We start from the raw sequence: 18,020 nt of genomic DNA, 5'->3' as shown, positions 1-18,020 counted from the left end.
GAACCCATGCCGAAGATCATCGATCACGATCAGCGTCGTCGGGAGATCGTCGAGGTCGCCAAGGGGATCATCCTCAAGGGCGGGTTCGAAGCGGCGACCATGCGCAGCATCGCTGCGGAGGCGGGCTTCGCGAACGGCGCCCTGAAGCACTACTTCCCGGGCAAGGAGAGCATCGTCGCGGCGACGTTCGAGACGATCCTCGCGCAGATGTCGGAGGGCGTGCAGGAGGCCGGATCGGCCCCGGAGACCGCCGAGGCCGCGCTGCGCGGATTCCTCGAGGCGACGGTCCCGCGCGACCCGGAGCAGATCGCGGCGGGCCGGGTGCTCCTCGCCCTCTGGGAGTACGCGATGTCGAACGAGCAGCTGGCGGAGCTGTACCGCAGCCATCTGCGCTCCTGGCGCGCGTCGCTCGTGGAGCGGATGGAGGCGGCCCGCGACGAGGGCGCGATCCGCGATCAGGACTTCGCCCCGCTCGCGAACGAGTACATCTCCTCGGCCGTGGGCGCCACCGTGATCAACCTCATGTATCCGGAGGGCGACCGCATCCCCGACTACCAGGCCTACATCGACCAGTTCCTCGCGCGGCTGCGCTGACCGGACCCCGGGCAGCCTCCACGCTTCATCGAGAGGAGGGCGCCCGATGACCGGCGCACCCGAGATCGCCCTGTCCGTCAGCCACAGGGAGGGGACCGGCCGTCCGGTCCTGCTCCTGCACGGCCTCGCCTCGCGCGCCCGGCTCGACTGGCCGGCCGCCGAGTGGGATCCCGTACTCACGGACCGCCCCGTCCTGCGCGTGGATCTGCCCGCGCACGGCGACAGCGCCGCACCGGGAGTGCTCGCGACGGCGGGGATCGTCGACCTGCTCGCACGGGCCGTCGCCGACGTCCTCCCGGGGGAGGAGATCGACGTCGTCGGCTACTCCCTGGGCGCGCGTCTGGCCTGGGCGCTCGCCGGCCATCCCGGAGTGGCCGTGCGCCGCGTGGCGCTCGGCGGGCTCAGCCCGATGGAGCCGTTCGCGCTGGTCGACCTGCCTGCGGCGCGTGCCGCGCTCGCCGGAGGACCTTCGCCGGAGGATCCGATCACGGGCATGATCCTGGGCATGACGACGCTGCCCGGCAACCGTCCGGAGGCGCTGCTCGATCTCATCGAGGGCCTCGCGTCGGGACCGTTCGATCCGGCCGCCGGTGCGCCGTCGCAGCCCGTGCTGCTGCTCGGCGGGGTGGAGGATCCGATGGCGCAGGGCATCGATGCGCTCGCCGCCGCCGTGCCGGACTCCCGCGTCGTGCGGGTGCCCGGCGACCACCTGGCCGCGCTGCACGCGCCGGAGTTCCGCGCCGCCGTCGCGGACTTCCTCACCGAGGACTGAGCCCGGGTCCCGAGTCCGACGGTCCACTCCTGTCTTTTTCTTCCTACAAACGTAGACTTACCACCCACGAAAGGCACACTCATGACGACGACCCCCGACGCCGCGCGCATCCTGGACATCGCGACCGGCTACATGGCCTCGAAGCAGCTGTTCGAGGCGAGCAGGATCGGCCTGTTCTCCGCGATCGCCGCGGGCGCCGACACCGTCCCCGCGATCGCGGAGCGCACGGGCGTGAGCGAGCGCATCGCGCAGATCCTCGCCGATGCCATGGCGGGCAAGGGCCTCCTTGCGCGCGCGGACGGCCGCTATGCGCTCGAGCCCGACGCCGCCGCCTATCTGGCGGGGGAGGGATCGGCGCTCGACCTGGCGCCGTTCCTCACGTTCCTCGGCGAGATCAGCTACCCGCACTGGCTGCAGTTCGGGCGCACGGTCGACACGACCGAGCCGGGCGATCTGCAGATGGACGACGCGCGCTGGGGCACGTTCATGGCGGGCGTCATGACCTACAACGCCCTGCACGCGCAGGAGTTCGGCCGCCTCGTCGACCTCTCCGCGGCCACCGACGTTCTCGACTTCGGCGGGCTGTCCGCCGGATTCGCCCTGGAGGCGATGAAGCGCAACACCGGTCTGCGCACCACGTTCCTGTACGCGCCCGGGTTCGAGGGCGGCGTGGCGGAAGCGGTCGAGGCGGCGGGCGTCGCCGACCGCGCGACGGTCGAGACCGGCGACACCGCGACCGCTCAGCCGCAGGGCGCCTACGACGCAGTGCTCGCGAACCATGTGATCCACCGCTTCTCGGCGGAGGAGAACGCGCAGATCTTCCGCAACCTCCGGGCCGCGGCGGTACCCGGCGCGACGCTCACGGTGCTCGACTTCTTCCTCGACGACGACGCCTCGCAGCGCGGGATCGACGCGCTGCACGCGGGGGAGTACCTCGTGATCGACGGCACGGTCGTCTATCCCGAGGCGCAGGTGCGCGGCTGGCTGGCCGACGCGGGGTGGGAGGTGCGCGAGAAGGTCGCGCTCCCGGCGAGCCCCCGGGTGCTCATCGCCACGGCGGTGTGAGGACGGCGTCGCGGTCGGCCCCTCTCCGAGGTCGACCGTGACGCATCGGATCCGGTTCTCGCGGACGTGACCGGATCCAGGGGCGGGCGACGAGCGGACACGTCGCCCGCCCCTTTCGCGCGTGCGGGGATCCGGCCCAGGGCCAGCTCACCCCCGCGCTCACCCCCGCGCGAACACCGTCCGGCCGTCGACGATCGTGCGGGCGATACCGATGCCGGCGAACGGACGGCCGGGTTCGGCGGGATCCTCGTCCAGCACGGTGATGTCCGCGACCTTGCCGATCTCGAGCGAGCCCTTCCACGCGGCGGCGCCGTCCTGGCGGGCCGGATCGATCGTCACCCGGCGAAGCAGCTGCTCGCGGGTGCCGGCGTCGTCGCGGCCGAGGAGGGCGAGCGACGCGTCCAGTCCGATGCGCCAGTCCGGCGTGGCGATCGGGGCGTCGCTCGTGATCGTGGTGAGCACTCCGGAGGCGAGCATCTCGCCGAGCGGCCAGGCGGCGGCGGTGCGCTCGGGTCCGAGCTGCAGACCGGCCCAGTCCCTGGTGTGCTCGGCGATGAGCGGCTGCACCGCGAAGCCGGCACCGATCGCGCGCATCCGCTCGATCTGCGCGGGGCTCGCGAGGTCGGCGTGCACGACGTAGTGCGGCGCCGTGCCGAGGGATCCGGGGTGCTCCTCGAGGACGCGCAGGAACTCCTCGATCGACCGGTCGCCGGTCGCGTGCACCGCGATCTGCTCGCCGCGCTCGAGTGCGATCGCGATCATGCGCCGGTAGGCGTGCAGCGCCCCGTCCGCGCTCTGTGGCAGCAGCTCTCCCGAGGAGCCGTCGGGGTAGGGCTCGCTCACCCAGGAGGTCGTCATCGGGGGGATCCCGTCCGCGAAGATCTTCACCCCGGTCACCGCCAGCCAGTGCGGATCCGTGGCAGGGACCGGGGTGCGGATGCCGCGTTCGAAGTCATCGAGCTCCGCGGATCCGTCCAGCGTGCCGAACAGGCGCAGGAGCGTCACGCGTGCCGTCTGCGCCTTCTCGCGGTGCAGGGCGAGGTAGGCGTCCATCATCGCGGTGCCGAAGCAGCCGGTCTCGCCGGCATCCTCGCCCGGACCGATGCCCGGCTCGGTGTAGCTCGTGATGCCGAGTTCGGCGAGCAGGGTCCAGGCGTTCCGCAGCGCGGCGCGACGCTCGTCGGCGGTGCGGACGAGCGCGCCCGTCGGCTGCTCGGACGGGGGCGTGGCCGAGAAGAACAGGTGCGGCCAGCGCGCCCCCAGCCAGGCCGCGTGCAGGTGCGCGTCGTTGACGCCGGGGATCGCGGTGCGCCCGTCGAGGTCGACCGTCTCGGTCGCGTGCATCCGGAGCGCATCGGCCCCGAGGGCGAGGATGCGGCCGGATCGGACGGCGAGAGCGCCGGTCGTCGTCCCCTGCGCGTCGAGGGTGTGGATCCGTCCGCCGTGCAGGAGGAGATCGGCGTCGTCGCCGAGCGGTGTCTGGTTCATTATTCCACCAGTGTAGACGAATAGATCGCCCCTTCGAGGAAGCGAATCCGCGGCGGTGTGCAGGCGCTGCGCCGAGAGGTGCGTGCCTGCCTTGTGCGAGGCGCAAAGAAGCCCGATTCTTGCCGCCCGGATCGGTCGGGCGAGCCCGAGCCGCGCGCCTACCCTGGATGAGGGCGGATCCGCCCCCACCCGATCCCGCGCCATCGATCCCGTGGCGCATGTGCATGCAAGGACGCTGATGAACGACTTCGCCGCGCGCCGCGACGACTGGAAGGCCAGAGAAGAACTCGCCGAGCGGATGATCCCGCTGATCGGCGGGCTGAACCGCGATCGTGACGTGGTCACGTCGCTGCACGGGCACCGCCTGCTCGGCCTGTCGACCACCGAGATCCTCGAGGTGCACGAGCGCGTCGCCGGCCTCGGCCACGACGAGCTCCCGCTGGAGGACACCCTCGCCGTCCTCGAGGCGCTGCGCGAACTCGCCCCCTCCGCCGCGTCGCTCGACATCGGGCGCCTCGTCGAGCACGCGCACGGCGACGCCGCCGAGATCGTGGAGCGCCTGCGCACCGAACTCGCCCCGGCGCTGAGCGCGTCGGCTCCCGCCGAGCCCACCGACGTCGTGCTGTACGGCTTCGGCCGCATCGGGCGCCTGCTGGCCCGTATCCTCATCGCGCACACGGGCGGCGGCAGCGGCCTGCGGCTGCGCGCCATCGTGGTGCGCAAGGGCGCCGAGAACGACCTCGTCAAGCGCGCCTCCCTGCTGCTGCGCGACTCGGTGCACGGCCGTTTCGAGGGCTCCGTCGACGTCGACGAGGAGAACTCGCAGCTCATCGCGAACGGCACCAGGATCCAGGTCATCTACTCGGACGATCCCGGCACGATCGACTACACCGCCTACGGCATCCGCGACGCGATCGTCGTCGACAACACCGGCCGCTGGCGCGACGAGGCCGGCCTCAGCCGCCATCTCGAGTCCACCGGGGTCGCGCGCGTGCTGCTCACCGCGCCGGGCAAGGGCGACCTCAAGAACATCGTGCACGGCATCAACCACGGCACGATCGAGGACGGCGACCGGATCCTGTCCGCCGCATCCTGCACGACGAACGCGATCACCCCGGTGCTCAAGGCCGTCGACGAGGCCTACGGCATCGTCCGCGGCCACGTCGAGACGGTGCACTCCTTCACGAACGACCAGAACCTGATCGACAACTTCCACAAGGGCGACCGCCGCGGGCGCTCGGCGGTGCTGAACATGGTCATCACCGAGACCGGCGCCGCGAAGGCCGTCGCCCGGGCGCTGCCCGAGCTCGCCGGCAAGCTGACCGGATCCGCGATCCGCGTCCCCACCCCCGACGTGTCGCTCGCCGTGCTGCACCTGACCCTGGAGCGTCCGGCCGAGAAGGCCGAGATCAACGACTACCTGCGCCGGGTCTCGCTGCACTCCAAGCTGCGCCAGCAGATCGATTACGTCGAGTCGCCCGAGGTGGTCTCGACCGACTTCGTGGGCTCGCACCGGGCCGGGATCGTCGACGGCCTCGCGACGATCGCGAACGGCACCGACGTCATCCTCTACGTCTGGTACGACAACGAGTTCGGCTACTCGAGCCAGGTCATCCGCGTGCTCGAGGTCATGGCCGGCTCGCACCCCGTCGTGCTGCCGGTGCGCCGCGAGGTCACGCTGCACGCCTGAGCGCTCCGCCTCGGACCCGCCCCGGTTCGTTTCGGGGCCCATCTTCACGTTTTGGGGCGCGTCCCGCCGGCTTCTCCCGGCGGGGCGCGCCCCAAACGCGTAGAGGGCGCCCCAAAACGGGGCTTTCCTGGGCCTCGTCTTGGAGCGGGTGTGGTGCAATCCTGAGGACAGGAGGCCCGCATGACCGACGCCAGGCCGCGGCTGCTCTACGTGGAGGACGACGCCGACATCGCCGAGATGACCCTCGAGGTGCTCGGCGAGACCTACGCCGTCGACCATGAGACGGACGGCGCGGTCGCGCTGCGCCGTGCGCTCGACGAGCGCTACGACGTGATGCTCGTGGACCGGCGGCTGCCCGGGCTGGACGGGGCGAGCCTGGTCGAGGCGGTGCGCACGGCCCGGATCACGACGCCGGTGCTCATGCTGACCGCGCTCGGCGCGGTGCCGGACCGGGTCGAGGGACTGGACGCGGGCGCGAACGACTACCTCACGAAGCCCTTCGACTTCGACGAGCTGCTCGCGCGACTGCGGGCGCTGCGCCGCGGCTTCCAGGCCGAGGGCCGGCGCAGGGCGATCGGGGAGTGGACCTTCATCCCGGACTCCTGGGTGCTGCATGCGCCGAGCGGCGGGCGCGTGTCGCTGACCGCGACGGAGGCGGCGTTCCTCGAGTTCCTGTCCGCGAGCCCGGACCGCGTGTTCAGCCGCGAGGAGATCCTGCGCGGGGTGTTCTCCTCGGCGGACGGGGTCGGCACCGTCGACACCTACGTGCACTACATCCGGCGCAAGACCACGCCCGAGATGATCGACACCGTGCGCGGTCGCGGCTACCGCGCGGGGGATCCGACATGAGCGGATCCGCGGACCGCGATCGGGTGCGGCGCACGGCCCGGCAGATCGGCCTGTGGACGGGCGTCGCCTCCGCGGTCGTGATCGCCGCGGGGGTCGGCATCCTCATCGCCGTGATCCTCGCGACCTCCCGCCCGCAGGGCGACGACAGGGGCACGGCCGGACCCGGACCGGGCGGCCTCCCGGTGGACAACCCCGACCACATCGTCGTCGACGTGGACCGGGTGGTGCCCTGGGTCATCGTGCTGGGCGTGATCGGCGTCGCGCTGCTCGGCGTCATCGCGTGGCTCATGGCCCGGCGGGCGGTCGCACCGCTCGAGGTGGCGCTGCAGGCGCAGCGGGACTTCGTGGCCGACGCGAGCCATGAGCTGCGCACGCCGCTCACCGCACTGTCGAGCCGGGTGCAGATCCTGCAGCGCCGCGTCGCCCGCGGGGAGGGCATCGACGACGCCCTCGATCGACTGCGGGGCGACACGGCGGCCATGGACGACATCCTCACCGAGCTGCTCCTCGCGGCGCAGGCGGATCAGGGCCCGGTCCCTGCGGCGGCGACGGACGCCGCGGCCGCGGTGCGGTCCGCGGTCGAGCTGATCCGGCCGATCGCGGAGAGCGCGGGGGTCGAGCTGCGCGCGGACGCGGTCCCCGGCATCCGGGTCGCGGTGCCCGAGGTGACGCTGACCCGGCTGTGCACGGCGCTGCTCGACAACGCCGTGCAGCACGCGCCCCGGGGCACGCCCGTCGCGATCGTGGTCGGCGGGGGCGGCGTCGCGGTCCGCGGTCTCGCGGAGTTCCGCGTCGTCGACCGGGGTCCCGGCGTCCGCGTCGAGGACCGGGAGCGGATCTTCACGCGCTTCGCCCGTGGCCCCGAGACCGGGCGGCGGCGCGGCTTCGGGCTGGGCCTCGCGCTGGTGCGCGATGTGGCCACCCGCTACGGCGGATCGGTCGGCATCGAGAGCACGTCGGAGGCGGGCACCACGTTCCTGCTGCGCCTTCCCTCCGCACTCGGTTGAGGGGCGCTCGGCGGAGGGGCGCTCGGCGGAGGGCACTCGGCGGAAAGCCCCTCCGGCGCGGGGCGCTCAGCCGAGGAGCGCGAGCTCGTCGGCGCCGGCGACCTCGACGCCGTGCACCCATCGCCGGACCCGGCCGTCGGACGCGATCAGCATGCCGGAGCAGTCGGGCGCCGCGCGCAGCCAGGTGAGGTCGTCGAAACCGGCGACGACGGCGATCGTCGCCCAGGCGTCCGCGTCGCTCAGCCGCTCGGCGATCACGGTCGCGGTCGGCGCTTCGCGCACGGCGCTCCCGGTGCGCGGGTCCACGATGTGCGCGCCGCGCTCGGCGGGACCCGAGGTCGCGACGGCCCCGTCGCGCAGCGGCACCCTCGCGCGCAGCGCGCCGGGGCGGAGCGGATCCGCGATCCCGATGTTCCAGGTCCAGTCGGCTCCCGGCGCGGTGCGCAGCTGCATGTCACCGCCCGCGGAGAGGCCGACGGCGATCACCTCGTCCTCGGCGAGCAGGGGCGCGAGGTGGTGGGAGGTCGCGCGCTCGACCGCCCAGCCCTTGACATAGCCGGTCGGATCGAACCATCCGTTCCGGTTCGCGTCGAACCGCCTGTCGCTCTCCGCCGCGAGCCGCACGCACGCCTCGCAGACCTCCAGGATCCGCGGATCCGCATCCTCGGGGTGCAGCGCGCCGTCGCGCAGCCGGGAGATCTGCGAATCCGTGCGGAACGGGGAGAACAGCGCGTCCAGCTCGTGCAGCTCGCCGAGTGCCGCGGCCTGTGCGTCGGCGATCCGCGCGATGACGGCCGGGTCGGGGGAGGCGGTCGTCGTGAGCACGTGCGCGCTCGCGACCGTGCCCATGAGCGCCGCGGTGCGGACGTGCCGGTGCGGCGCGCCCCGGGCGGGGAGGGCGGCGCTCATGCCTTCGCCTGGTCGATCGCGCTCTGCAGCGACCGGGTGTACCCGTCCGAGGTGAAGGTGGCGCCCGAGACCATGTCGATCTGCGCGGACTGGGCGTTCGTGGTCTCCGAGACCAGGATCGGGATGGCCTGCGCGTTGATCTGCTCGTCGCGGCGCTCGGTGTTCGGGTACTGCGGCACCGAGACGTCGGTGATCCGCCCGCCCGACACGGTGATCGCGACCTGCACCGCGCCGTACTGGGTGTCGACGGCCTGGCCCGTGAAGGAGCCGTCCTTGAGGCCGGAGGAGGTCGTGGTCGCGCCGCTGGATCCCGAGGAGGCTCCGGATCCCGACGAGGTGCCGGATGCCGAGGAGGACGAGGACGTGCCGGATCCCGACGAGCCCGCCGTCGTCCCGGAGGACGTGCTGCCCGAACTCGACCCGGACGAGGATCCGGACGCGCTCTTGGTCGTGCCGGCGGTCCCCGTGGTTCCCGTCGTACCACTCGCGGCCGGCGCGACGACCTCGAGCGAGGTGCGGTAGCTGAACAGCAGGACCAGCCCGGTCACGGTGGCGAGGACGGCGTAGACGATCTTCTTCATGATTCTCTCGCTCTCGGTTCCGACGCCCGCCGCTCAGACGGCGAAGGCCTCGCTGTGGATGCGTTCTGCGGGGACGCCGGCGGTGCGCAGATCCCGGCGGATGCTCTGCATCCAGGGGATCGGCCCGCACAGGTACACGTCGTACCGGGACAGGTCCCCGGCGATGCGCTGCAGCAGCTGCGCGCCGTCCCACCCGGCGTGGGTCGCGGGCACCCAGGTCGTGCCGGCGTCGGCGCGGCGGCCGTGCAGCGTGTAGTGCACGAGCCCGCGGGACAGGGCGAGCCGGTCGATCTCCGCGCGGCGCAGTCCGTGCGCGGCGGAGTGGTCGCGCGTCACGAGGATCGCCTCGCCGGGCGCGTAGGGCTCGGACTCGAGCAGCGCCACGAGGGGCGCGACGCCCGCGCCGGCGCCGAGCATGAGCAGGCGGGATCCGCTGCGGCGCTCGCCGGTCATGTGTCCGTACGGGCCCTCGACCATGACCCTCGTGCCGGGGCGCAGCTCGGCGAGACGGTCGGTGCCGTCGCCGATGCGGCGGGCCGAGATCACGAGCTCGTCCCCGGACGGATCCGCGGCGAGCGAGAACGGGTGCCCTCGCGTCCACCCTGGCCCGTCCAGGAACCGCCAGATGAAGAACTGTCCCGCCCTGGCGCCGAGGCGATGCACGTCGCGGCCCGCGACGCGGACGGAGATGCCGTCCCGGCCGTCCGGGTCGACCGCGACCACGCGCAGGCCGTGGCGCGCGCTGCGCAGGAGCGGCAGGGCGACGCGGAACCACAGCACGCACGCGGCCGTCACGGCCCACAGCGCCCACCAGTAGAAGGTCGCGCCGGCCGAGGCGGTGAAGTCCGCGCCGGTCCACAGCATGTGCGGGATCGCGAGGCCCACGCCGAGGTAGCCGTACAGGTGCAGGAGGTGCCAGGACTCGTACCGCAGCCGGCGGCGCGTGCGGCGGATCGACGTCACGACGACGAGGATCAGCAGAGCGGTCCCTGCGGTCGCGAGGAGCATGCCGGGGTAGTCCCAGACGAAGTCCCACGCCTGCACGAGCACGTTCGCGTGCGCGGTGATCGCGTAGCCGATCGTGATGAGCACGAGGTGCGCGAGGAGCAGCCAGAACGACCAGAAGCCCACGAGCCGGTGCAGCCGCGTGATGCCGTCCCGCCCGAAGCCGCGCTCGAACACCGGCACCCTGGCCATGAGCAGCACTTGATACAGGAGCAGATTCGCCGAGACGAGGCCGGTCAGCCGGCCGAGCGTCGTGAGCGTGTCGCCGTCGAAGGCGAGCAGCGATTGCACGCCGGCGCCGCTCACCCAGAGCGCGAGCACGAACAGGCTCGTCGCCCAGATCAGCGTCACCGCCGCCAGACGCCAGAGCATCGGGCGCAGCCGTCGCCCACGGGTCGCCACGAGGGGCCCGGTGGGTGCGAGAGGGGTGAGCGTTGCCATGGCACCATCGTCCGCGGCGGCTTGACAGAGAAGCCCAAGAATCGGGCGTCTTGAGCATCGTCATAGGGAACTCATCGGATCCGATCGGATCCGCCCCCGCTCACGCGCCGGGAACCCGGGGCGATGTCCGGGCCGCGCGGCATGATGGACCCATGACGGCACTCCTGAGCGACCGGCTCCGCTCGCACCGGCTCACCGCCCCCGCTCGCACCCCTGTCGCCGCCGCCCGGCACATGCTCGCCGTGCAGGGGCAGGAGTTCCTCGCCGGGCGCTGGGCGCTCGGCATCCGCTCGTCCGGAGCTCCGACGCTCGCCGCGGTGGACGCGGCTTTCGATCGCGGCGAGCTCGTGCGCACGCACACGATGCGAGGAACCCTGCATGTGATCCCGGCCGAAGACGTGCGGTGGGTGCTCTCCGTGACCGGCGATCGGCAGCTCCGTCAGGACGCGAGCCGCCAGCGCCAGCTCGGCATCGACGACGCCCTCGTCCGCCGGGTCGAGTCCGCGTTCCGCGAGCGGCTGGCCGATGGCGGGCGCACCAGGGCGCAGCTCTTCGACGACCTCATCGAGCTCGGCATCGATCCGGCGGGTCAGCGCGGGGTGCACCTCATCTACGCGCTCAACGTGCGCGGCATCCTCGTACAGGGGCCGGTCGTGCACCGGGACGACGCGGTGTCGCGCGAGCAGCTGTTCATGCTCGGCGAGGAGTGGCTCCCCGACGGGGTGCCGCCCGCGGATCCGCTGGCCGAGCTGTTCGTCCGCTACGTCGACGGGCACGGGCCCGTCACGGTGGACGACTTCGCGTGGTGGTCCGGTCTGCCGATCACCGTGGCGCGCGAGGCCGTCGAACGGGGGCGGGCGAGGGTGACGGAGAAGGGCGAGGGCGTGTTCGTCGGCACGGTGCGTCCGCGCCGCGCCGCCGGGGCGGACGACGCCGCGACGCTCGCGCTGCCCATGTTCGACGAGTACTACATCTCCTACGCCGATCGCTCGGCGGTGGCCAGTGCGGAGAGCGCGGCGCTGATCGGTCCCGGCAAGAACGGCATGGTGCGCGCGAGTCTGCTCGCGGCGGGCCGGATCGCCGGCGCCTGGACGCACTCGGCGGCGGTCGGCCGGCATCGCGACGAGCCGATCCCCGAGCTCTTCGGCGGGGAGCCGTCCCCGGATCACGCCGCCGTGACGTCGGCGCTGCGCCGCTACGCCGACTTCGTGTCGACGCACTGAGGGTCGCCCCGACCCCCGGGCCGCGGCCTCAGAACTCGGCGGAGAAGGCGCCGTCGGACTTGAGCAGCTGCCCGGACACCCAGCGCCCCTCGGCGGACACCAGGAAGTCGACCAGCGCCGCGACGTCGGCAGGGCGGCCGAGGCGTCCCTGCGGCGTCAGGCCCGCGAGGTGCTCGCGGACGCCCTCGTCCATCCAGCCGGTGTCGATCGGGCCCGGGTTCAGCACGTTCGCGGAGATCCCGCGGGGGCCGAGCTCGCGGGCCGCGGAGATCACGATGCGGTCGAGTGCGCCCTTGGACGCCCCGTAGGGCAGATTCCTGGTCACGTGGTCGCTCGTGAGGGCGACGATCGCCTCGCCCTCGGGGGCGGCCTGGCGCGCGAACGCCGCGATCAGCAGGAGCGTGGCGCGCGCGTTGACCGCGACGTGCCGATCGAAGCTCTCCGCGGTCGTGTCCAGGATCCCCGATTCGACGTCGTAGGCGTGGCTCAGCACCAGTGCGGAGATCGTCCCATGCTCTCGCACGACTTCGGCGATCAGGGCCCCGGGGCCGTCCGCGGTCGACAGATCCGCGGGAACGTCCGCATCGTGCAGGTCGCTCGTGACGACGGTCCAGCCGCTCGAGCGGAGGCGCGGCACGATCCCCGCCGCGATGCTGTCGGCGCGCGCGGCGCCGGTGACGAGAGCGAGGGGCATGCTCCGACGCTAGCGGAGGATCCGCGCCGCCGCTCCCGGCGCACCGCTACTGGGCCGCGTGCCGGTCGAGGAAGGAGTACACCTCGTTGTCGTCGACACCGGGGAACGCGCCGCGGGGGAGCGGCGAGAACATGTGCGTGTGCACGCGGGCGCTCGGCCACGCCTTGCTGCTCCAGCGCTCCGCGATGCCGGCCGGGGGGCGCCGGCAGCACGCCTCGTCCGGGCAGGTCGACTGCGCGCGGTCCGTGGTCTCCCGGCCGCGCCACCAGCGGGCGTCGTCGAACGGCACGCCGACCGTGATCGAGAAGCCGCCGCCGTCGGTGGATCCCGTCTGCGTCGAGCACCAGAACGTGCCGGACGGGGTGTCCGTGTACTGGTAGTGCTCCGTGGTGCGGTTGCGCTGGCTGAAGGCCGCCCGCGCCGAGAACTTGCGGCAGACCGTCAGGCCCTCGACGGAACCGGTGACATCGGTCGGCAGCGGCAGGTCGTCGTTCTCGTACACGCGGGTGAGCGCGCCCGACTCGTCCACGCGCAGGAAGTGCAGCCGCATGTCCAGATGCGTCGTCATGAGGTTGGTCATCCGCATGCCGGCGGCCTCGTGGGTCACGCCGAACGCATCGCGGAAGTCCTCCACCGCGAGGTTGCGGTCCTTCTTCGCCTGCTGCAGGAAGGCGACGCCGGCCGTCTCGGGGATCAGGCAGCAGGCCGCGAAGTAGTTGATCTCGAGCCGCTGCTGCAGGAAGTCGGCGTAGTCGGTGGGCGGCGTGTGGCCGAGCAGCCGGTGCGCCATCGCCTGCAGCGCCATCGAGCGCAGGCCGTGCCCGCCGGGGATCGACGCCGGAGGCAGGTAGATCCGCCCGTGCTCGAGATCCGTGACGGAGCGCGTGGAGTGCGGCAGGTCATCGACGTAGAGCAGCTCGAACCCGAGCTGCTCCGCCATGATGCTCACGGTGCGGTGGGTGAGGGCGCCCGAGGAGTGGCCCGCCGCCTTGAGCTGCTTCTCGGCGAGCGCCTCGATCTCGGGCAGGTGGTTGTCGAGGGCGCGCATCTTGAGTCGCAGCTCGGTGTTGGCGCGCCGTGCCTCCTCCGGGGTGGCGATCGCCTCGCGCTCGCGGCGGTGCAGCTCCCGGTGCAGGCCGAGGATCGACTCGATCGTCTCGTCGGGCATGCCCTTGTTGACCCGCACCGGTGCGATGCCGAGCTGGCGGAACACGGAGCTGGACTGCGCGCGGTCGAGCTCGATCTCCAGCGCGGCGCGCCGGTTCGGCGGCTCGCCGGAGATGAGGTCGCTCACCTCGGTGCCCGTCGCGTTCGCGATCGCCTGCAGCAGGGAGAGCTTCGGTTCGCGCTTGCCGTTCTCGATGAGGCTGAGCTGCGATCCGGCGACGCCGACGGCGGCACCCAGCACGTCCAGCGTCATGCCGCTGCGCGTGCGGTGGTGACGGATGCGATGTCCGAGGGTGGTGAGCTCGAGTCCTGAAGCCATGCTTTTGATCCTAGCGAAAGATTTCAGGTTCTTGAAGCCGTGATCGGCCCGAAGAGTGCCGATTACTCGCGCAGAATGGTCACAACGCCCCAGGATTTAAGGAGCAGACATGGCCATCGCCGAGACGTCCACCCCGCGGACCAACCACCTCGCACCCGTGCGCGAGTACGGTGCGGCTCCCGAGTACGACACGCCGGCCTTCGCCGCGCTCAGCGCCTGGGTCGAGGAGATCCGCGCCCTGACCCAGCCCGACCGCGTGCACTGGATCGACGGATCCGCCGCCGAGAACGACGCACTGCTGCACGAGCTCGTCGACGAGGGCAAGCTCATCAAGCTCAACCCCGAGTGGCGTCCCGGCTCCTACCTGGCCCGCTCGCACCCGAGCGACGTCGCTCGCACGGAGGGTCGCACCTTCATCGCCTCCGAGAAGGAGATCGATGCCGGCCCCACCAACAACTGGGCGGACCCCGCCGAGATGCACGCGAAGATGAACGAGATCTTCGAGGGCTCGATGCGCGGGCGCACCATGTACGTCGTGCCGTTCTCGATGGGTCCGGTCGGCGGACCGATCTCGCAGATCGGCGTGCAGATCACCGACAGCGCCTACGCGGTCGCATCGATCGGCATCATGACCCGCGTCGGCACCGCCGTCGTCCGCCAGATCGCGGAGGGCACCCCGTGGGTGCGCACCGTGCACTCCGTCGGCGCTCCGCTCGCCGAGGGCGAGGCGGACACCACCTGGCCGTGCAACGACGAGAAGTGGATCGTGCACTTCCCCGACACGCTCGAGGTCTACTCGTTCGGCTCCGGCTACGGCGGCAACGCGATCCTCGCGAAGAAGTGCTTCGCGCTGCGCATCGCCTCGGTGCTCGCCCGCGACGAGGGCTGGATGGCCGAGCACATGCTGCTCATCCGCGTCGTCTCGCCGCAGGGCAAGGCCTACCACGTGGCCGCGGCGTTCCCGTCGGCCTGCGGCAAGACCAACCTCGCGATGCTCCGCCCGACGATCCCCGGCTGGAAGGTCGAGACGCTCGGCGACGACATCACGTGGATCCGCCCTGGGGCCGATGGCCGCATGCGGGCGATCAATCCGGAGGCCGGCTTCTTCGGCGTCGCTCCGGGCACCGGCGAGTCGACCAACGTCACCGCGGTCGAGACCCTCTGGGGCAACACGATCTTCACGAACGTGGCGCTGCGCCCCGACGGCGACGTGTGGTGGGAGGGGCTGACCGACGAGGCCCCCGCGAACCTCATCGACTGGGAGGGCAACGCGTGGACCCCGGAGTCCGGTCGTCCCGCCGCGCACCCGAACTCGCGCTTCACCGTGTCGGCGGCGCAGTGCCCGCAGATCGCGGAGGACTGGGAGGACCCGGAGGGCGTGCCCCTCGACGTGATCCTCTTCGGCGGCCGTCGCGCCACCAACGTGCCGCTCGTCGTCGAGGCGACGGACTGGAGCCACGGCGTCTTCCTCGGCGCGACCATCTCGTCCGAGCGCACGGCCGCGGCCGAGGGCACGCTCGGCGAGCTGCGCCGCGACCCCTTCGCGATGCTGCCGTTCTGCGGCTACAACATGGGCGACTACTTCGCGCACTGGCTCAAGATGGGCCGCGCGGTCCGCTTCGACAAGGCGCCGCGTATCTTCCAGGTGAACTGGTTCCGCCGCGGTTCCGACGGCCGGTTCCTGTGGCCGGGCTTCGGCGACAACGCCCGCGTGATCGACTGGATCATCCGTCGCATCGAGGGCGAGGTCGGAGCGGTCGACAGCCCGATCGGGCGCCTGCCGAAGATCGAGGACCTCAACCTCGAGGGCGCGGACGTGACCGACGAGGATCTCGCCGAGCTGTTCCGCGTCGACGCCGCGTCGTGGTCCCGCGAGGCGGACTCGACCGAGGAGTTCTTCGCGACCTTCGGCGACCGCCTCCCCGCGGCTCTCACCACCGAGCTCGCCTCGCTGCGCTACCGCCTGGCGAGCGCATAAGACGTGATCCGGGCCGCTCGCGAGAGCGCCCGGATCCACCAGGACCCGCGGCGGCGGGATGTCAGGGGCGAAAAGGCTGAGTGGCCCCCGGCATCCTGTCGCCGCGGCTTTCTGCGCGGGCGGCCTCCTGCGCCGGCGACCCCCCCCGCGGGCGACCTAGGGTGGGACGCATGCTGCATCCGCCCAAGGCCCGCCCCGGCGACCGCGTCGCCGTGCTCTCGCCGGCCTTCGCCGCGCCCGCGGTCTCGGCGGCGATCCATGAGCAGGCGATGCGCCGGCTGACCGGGCTCACCGGACTCGTGCCCGTCGAGTACCCGACGACGCGGCAGCTCGGCGCGAGCGCCGAAGCACGCGCGGCTGACGTGAACGACGCCTTCGCCGATCCTTCGATCCGGGCGATCCTCGCGACCATCGGCGGCGACGACCAGATCCTGGTCACCCCGCACCTCGATCCTGCGCTCGCACAGGCCGATCCGAAGCCGTTCCTCGGTTACAGCGACAACACGAACATCCTGAACTGGCTGCAGCGGCACGGCATCGCGGGCTTCTACGGCGGGTCCACGCAGGTGCACCTCGGCGCAGGGCCGGCCGTCGATGACGTCCATGCGCGATCGCTGCGGGCTGCGCTGCTCGACGGCGGTGTCATCGAGGTCACGGAGCCGGGGGAGTCCGAGGACTTCGGGCGGCGATGGCAGGATCCGGCGGCGCTGGACGAGCACGGCGACCGCGAGCCCACCGAGCCGTGGGTCTGGGGCGGTCCCGCCGGGACGGTGTCGGGGCCGAGCTGGGGCGGCTGCGTGGAGGTGCTCGCGCAGCTCGCCCTCGCCGACCGGTTCCCGCGTCCGGAGCAGCTCGACGGCGCGATCCTGCTGCTGGAGACCAGCGAACGGCTGACTCCGGCCGCGGCGGTCGCCGAGCAGCTGCACGCCTACGGGGAGCGGGGGTTGCTCGGCAGGGTGGCGGGGGTCGTCGTGGCTCGCCCTCCGGTGAGCACGCGCGAGTTCGTCCCCGCCGTGCCGGAGCGCGCTGCGGCTCGTGCGGCGCAGCGGGACGCCGTGCTCGCGGCCTTCGCGCGGTACAACCCCGGAGCCGTGGTCTGCGTCGGGGTGCCGTTCGGGCACACGAGACCGCAGTGGATCCTGCCCTACGGCGGCACGCTGACGCTCGACGGCGCCGCCCGGCGCGTGCACGCGGACTTCTCGTAGCGCGCACCCTGTGCGCGTGTCGGGGTCGAGGGGTAGCGTCGCGGCATGGACGTCATCGAGTACCTGATGGACGGGGATCCTGCGATCCGCTGGCAGGTTCTGAGGGATCTGACGGACGCCTCTGCGGAGGACGTCGCCGCGGAGCGCGCCCGTGTCGCCTCCGAGGGGTGGGGTGCCCGGTTGCTCGCGCTGCAGGCGGAGGACGGCATGTGGGACGGCGGGGTGTACCGGCCGGGATGGGTCGATGAGAGCCGCCCGATGTACGACGCCTGGACCGCCACGCACTTCAGCCTGCAGCAGCTCGTCGACTTCGGGGTCGATCCGGCGGACGAGCGCATGCGGCAGGCGATCGCGCGCGTGCGCGACGGCGTGCGGTGGGATCAGCCTGGTTCCCCGCCCTACTTCGACGGCGAGATCGAACCCTGCATCAACGGCGTGGCGCTGTCGATCGCCGCCTATGTCGGCGAGCCGGGGGACGCGGTCGTCAAGACCCTGCTCGACACCCGGCTCGACGACGGCGGATGGAACTGCTGGGCCGAGTACGGGGCCACGACCTCGTCCCTGCACTCCACGATCTGCGTTCTCGAAGGCCTGCTCGATTGGGAGCAGGCGACCGGCGGCACAGAGGAGGCGCGGGCGGTGCGGCTCGCCGCGGAGGAGTACCTTCTCGATCGCCGGCTGTTCCGACGACGCCGCACGGGGGAGGTCATCGACCCGCGCTTCACGATGACGTCCTACCCGGTGCGCTGGTTCTACGACGTCCTGCGCGGCCTGGACTATCTGCGTCGAGCACGGCCCGCGGGCGATCCGCGCTGCGCCGAGGCGATCGAACTTCTGCGGGCGAAGCAGGGTCCCGACGGGGCGTGGCGTCTGGAGAACACGCACGAGGGGCCGACGCCGTTCGAGATGGACGGCGAGCGCGAGGGCTTCCCCAGCCGCTGGGTCACGTTGCGCGCCCTGCGGGTGCTGCGCTGGGCGGATGCGGCCGGCGGCTGAGCCGATGCGGGCGGCGGCTGAGCCGATGCGGCCGGCG

General features: G+C 72.3%; 16 protein-coding genes. 10 read left to right on the top strand and 6 right to left on the bottom strand.

What is annotated here, in order from left to right; genetic code table 11:
• Positions 1-6 precede the first annotated feature (6 nt).
• From ACIPY5_RS05735 to ACIPY5_RS05725, 3 genes are all read left to right on the top strand, one after another.
• On the top strand, positions 7-594 hold the full coding sequence (locus ACIPY5_RS05735; RefSeq protein ID WP_309338569.1) for a TetR/AcrR family transcriptional regulator: 588 nt from the start codon (positions 7-9) through the stop codon (positions 592-594).
• A gap of 46 nt (positions 595-640) precedes the next feature.
• On the top strand, positions 641-1,366 hold the full coding sequence (locus ACIPY5_RS05730; RefSeq protein ID WP_400967720.1) for an alpha/beta fold hydrolase: 726 nt from the start codon (positions 641-643) through the stop codon (positions 1,364-1,366).
• Positions 1,367-1,447: 81 nt separating this feature from the next.
• A complete protein-coding gene (locus tag ACIPY5_RS05725; RefSeq protein WP_400967717.1) occupies positions 1,448-2,431 on the top strand; it encodes a methyltransferase dimerization domain-containing protein in 984 nt (327 codons plus the stop codon).
• Positions 2,432-2,590: 159 nt separating this feature from the next.
• Here ACIPY5_RS05725 and ACIPY5_RS05720 read toward each other — a convergent pair whose 3' ends face one another.
• Positions 2,591-3,919 (bottom strand): amidohydrolase, encoded by a 1,329-nt coding sequence (locus tag ACIPY5_RS05720; protein ID WP_400967714.1) that lies wholly within the window; start codon positions 3,917-3,919, stop codon positions 2,591-2,593.
• A gap of 238 nt (positions 3,920-4,157) precedes the next feature.
• Between ACIPY5_RS05720 and ACIPY5_RS05715 the strand changes: the two genes are divergently transcribed.
• The 3 genes from ACIPY5_RS05715 to ACIPY5_RS05705 all read left to right on the top strand — a co-directional run bounded on the left by ACIPY5_RS05715 (position 4,158) and on the right by ACIPY5_RS05705 (position 7,465).
• Positions 4,158-5,609 carry a glyceraldehyde-3-phosphate dehydrogenase gene (locus ACIPY5_RS05715; RefSeq protein ID WP_400967711.1) on the top strand — a complete coding sequence of 484 codons (1,452 nt, stop codon included), beginning with the start codon at positions 4,158-4,160 and terminating at the stop codon, positions 5,607-5,609.
• Between the two features lie 180 nt (positions 5,610-5,789).
• Positions 5,790-6,458, top strand: coding sequence for a response regulator transcription factor (locus tag ACIPY5_RS05710; RefSeq protein WP_309342395.1), 669 nt, complete (start codon positions 5,790-5,792; stop codon positions 6,456-6,458).
• Positions 6,455-7,465, top strand: coding sequence for a sensor histidine kinase (locus ACIPY5_RS05705; RefSeq protein WP_400967706.1), 1,011 nt, complete (start codon positions 6,455-6,457; stop codon positions 7,463-7,465). Before ACIPY5_RS05710 ends, ACIPY5_RS05705 begins: the two co-directional genes overlap by 4 nt.
• A gap of 66 nt (positions 7,466-7,531) precedes the next feature.
• Here the strand turns inward: ACIPY5_RS05705 and ACIPY5_RS05700 are convergent, their stop codons facing one another.
• From ACIPY5_RS05700 to ACIPY5_RS05690, 3 genes are read right to left on the bottom strand one after another with little or no spacing between them, the layout of a single operon-like run.
• Positions 7,532-8,374, bottom strand: coding sequence for an FAD:protein FMN transferase (locus ACIPY5_RS05700; RefSeq protein ID WP_400967703.1), 843 nt, complete (start codon positions 8,372-8,374; stop codon positions 7,532-7,534).
• On the bottom strand, positions 8,371-8,955 hold the full coding sequence (locus ACIPY5_RS05695; protein ID WP_400967700.1) for an FMN-binding protein: 585 nt from the start codon (positions 8,953-8,955) through the stop codon (positions 8,371-8,373). The genes ACIPY5_RS05700 and ACIPY5_RS05695 overlap by 4 nt, the downstream gene beginning before the upstream one ends.
• Before the next feature lie 33 nt (positions 8,956-8,988).
• The gene (locus ACIPY5_RS05690) at positions 8,989-10,401 is read right to left on the bottom strand and encodes a ferric reductase-like transmembrane domain-containing protein (protein WP_400967697.1); all 1,413 of its coding nucleotides are present in this window, start codon (positions 10,399-10,401) and stop codon (positions 8,989-8,991) included.
• A 152-nt stretch (positions 10,402-10,553) separates the two neighbouring features.
• Between ACIPY5_RS05690 and ACIPY5_RS05685 the strand changes: the two genes are divergently transcribed.
• The gene (locus ACIPY5_RS05685) at positions 10,554-11,624 is read left to right on the top strand and encodes a winged helix DNA-binding domain-containing protein (protein ID WP_400967695.1); all 1,071 of its coding nucleotides are present in this window, start codon (positions 10,554-10,556) and stop codon (positions 11,622-11,624) included.
• A gap of 28 nt (positions 11,625-11,652) precedes the next feature.
• Here ACIPY5_RS05685 and ACIPY5_RS05680 read toward each other — a convergent pair whose 3' ends face one another.
• Together ACIPY5_RS05680 and ACIPY5_RS05675 are read right to left on the bottom strand one after the other, a co-directional pair.
• Positions 11,653-12,318: an SDR family oxidoreductase gene (locus ACIPY5_RS05680; RefSeq protein WP_400967692.1), complete on the bottom strand. Its 666-nt coding sequence runs from the start codon at positions 12,316-12,318 to the stop codon at positions 11,653-11,655.
• Positions 12,319-12,364: 46 nt separating this feature from the next.
• Entirely contained in the window at positions 12,365-13,804 is a 1,440-nt protein-coding gene (locus tag ACIPY5_RS05675) for a helix-turn-helix domain-containing protein (protein WP_400967689.1), read from the bottom strand.
• Positions 13,805-13,913: 109 nt separating this feature from the next.
• Here ACIPY5_RS05675 and ACIPY5_RS05670 point away from each other — a divergent pair, with 109 nt between their 5' ends.
• The 3 genes from ACIPY5_RS05670 (at position 13,914) to ACIPY5_RS05660 (ending at position 17,983) form a co-directional block, all read left to right on the top strand.
• Complete coding sequence (locus ACIPY5_RS05670) at positions 13,914-15,782, top strand: phosphoenolpyruvate carboxykinase (GTP) (RefSeq protein WP_400967686.1); 1,869 nt, start codon at positions 13,914-13,916, stop codon at positions 15,780-15,782.
• A gap of 170 nt (positions 15,783-15,952) precedes the next feature.
• Positions 15,953-16,987, top strand: coding sequence for a S66 peptidase family protein (locus ACIPY5_RS05665; protein ID WP_400967683.1), 1,035 nt, complete (start codon positions 15,953-15,955; stop codon positions 16,985-16,987).
• 45 nt (positions 16,988-17,032) lie between these two features.
• Entirely contained in the window at positions 17,033-17,983 is a 951-nt protein-coding gene (locus ACIPY5_RS05660) for a hypothetical protein (RefSeq protein WP_400967680.1), read from the top strand.
• The last annotated feature ends 37 nt before the right edge of the window (positions 17,984-18,020 follow it).

The organism is Microbacterium sp. NPDC089698 (assembly GCF_044749045.1).
Taxonomy (GTDB): Bacteria; Actinomycetota; Actinomycetes; order Actinomycetales; family Microbacteriaceae; genus Microbacterium.
This window is presented reverse-complemented; position numbering and strand designations above follow the sequence as displayed.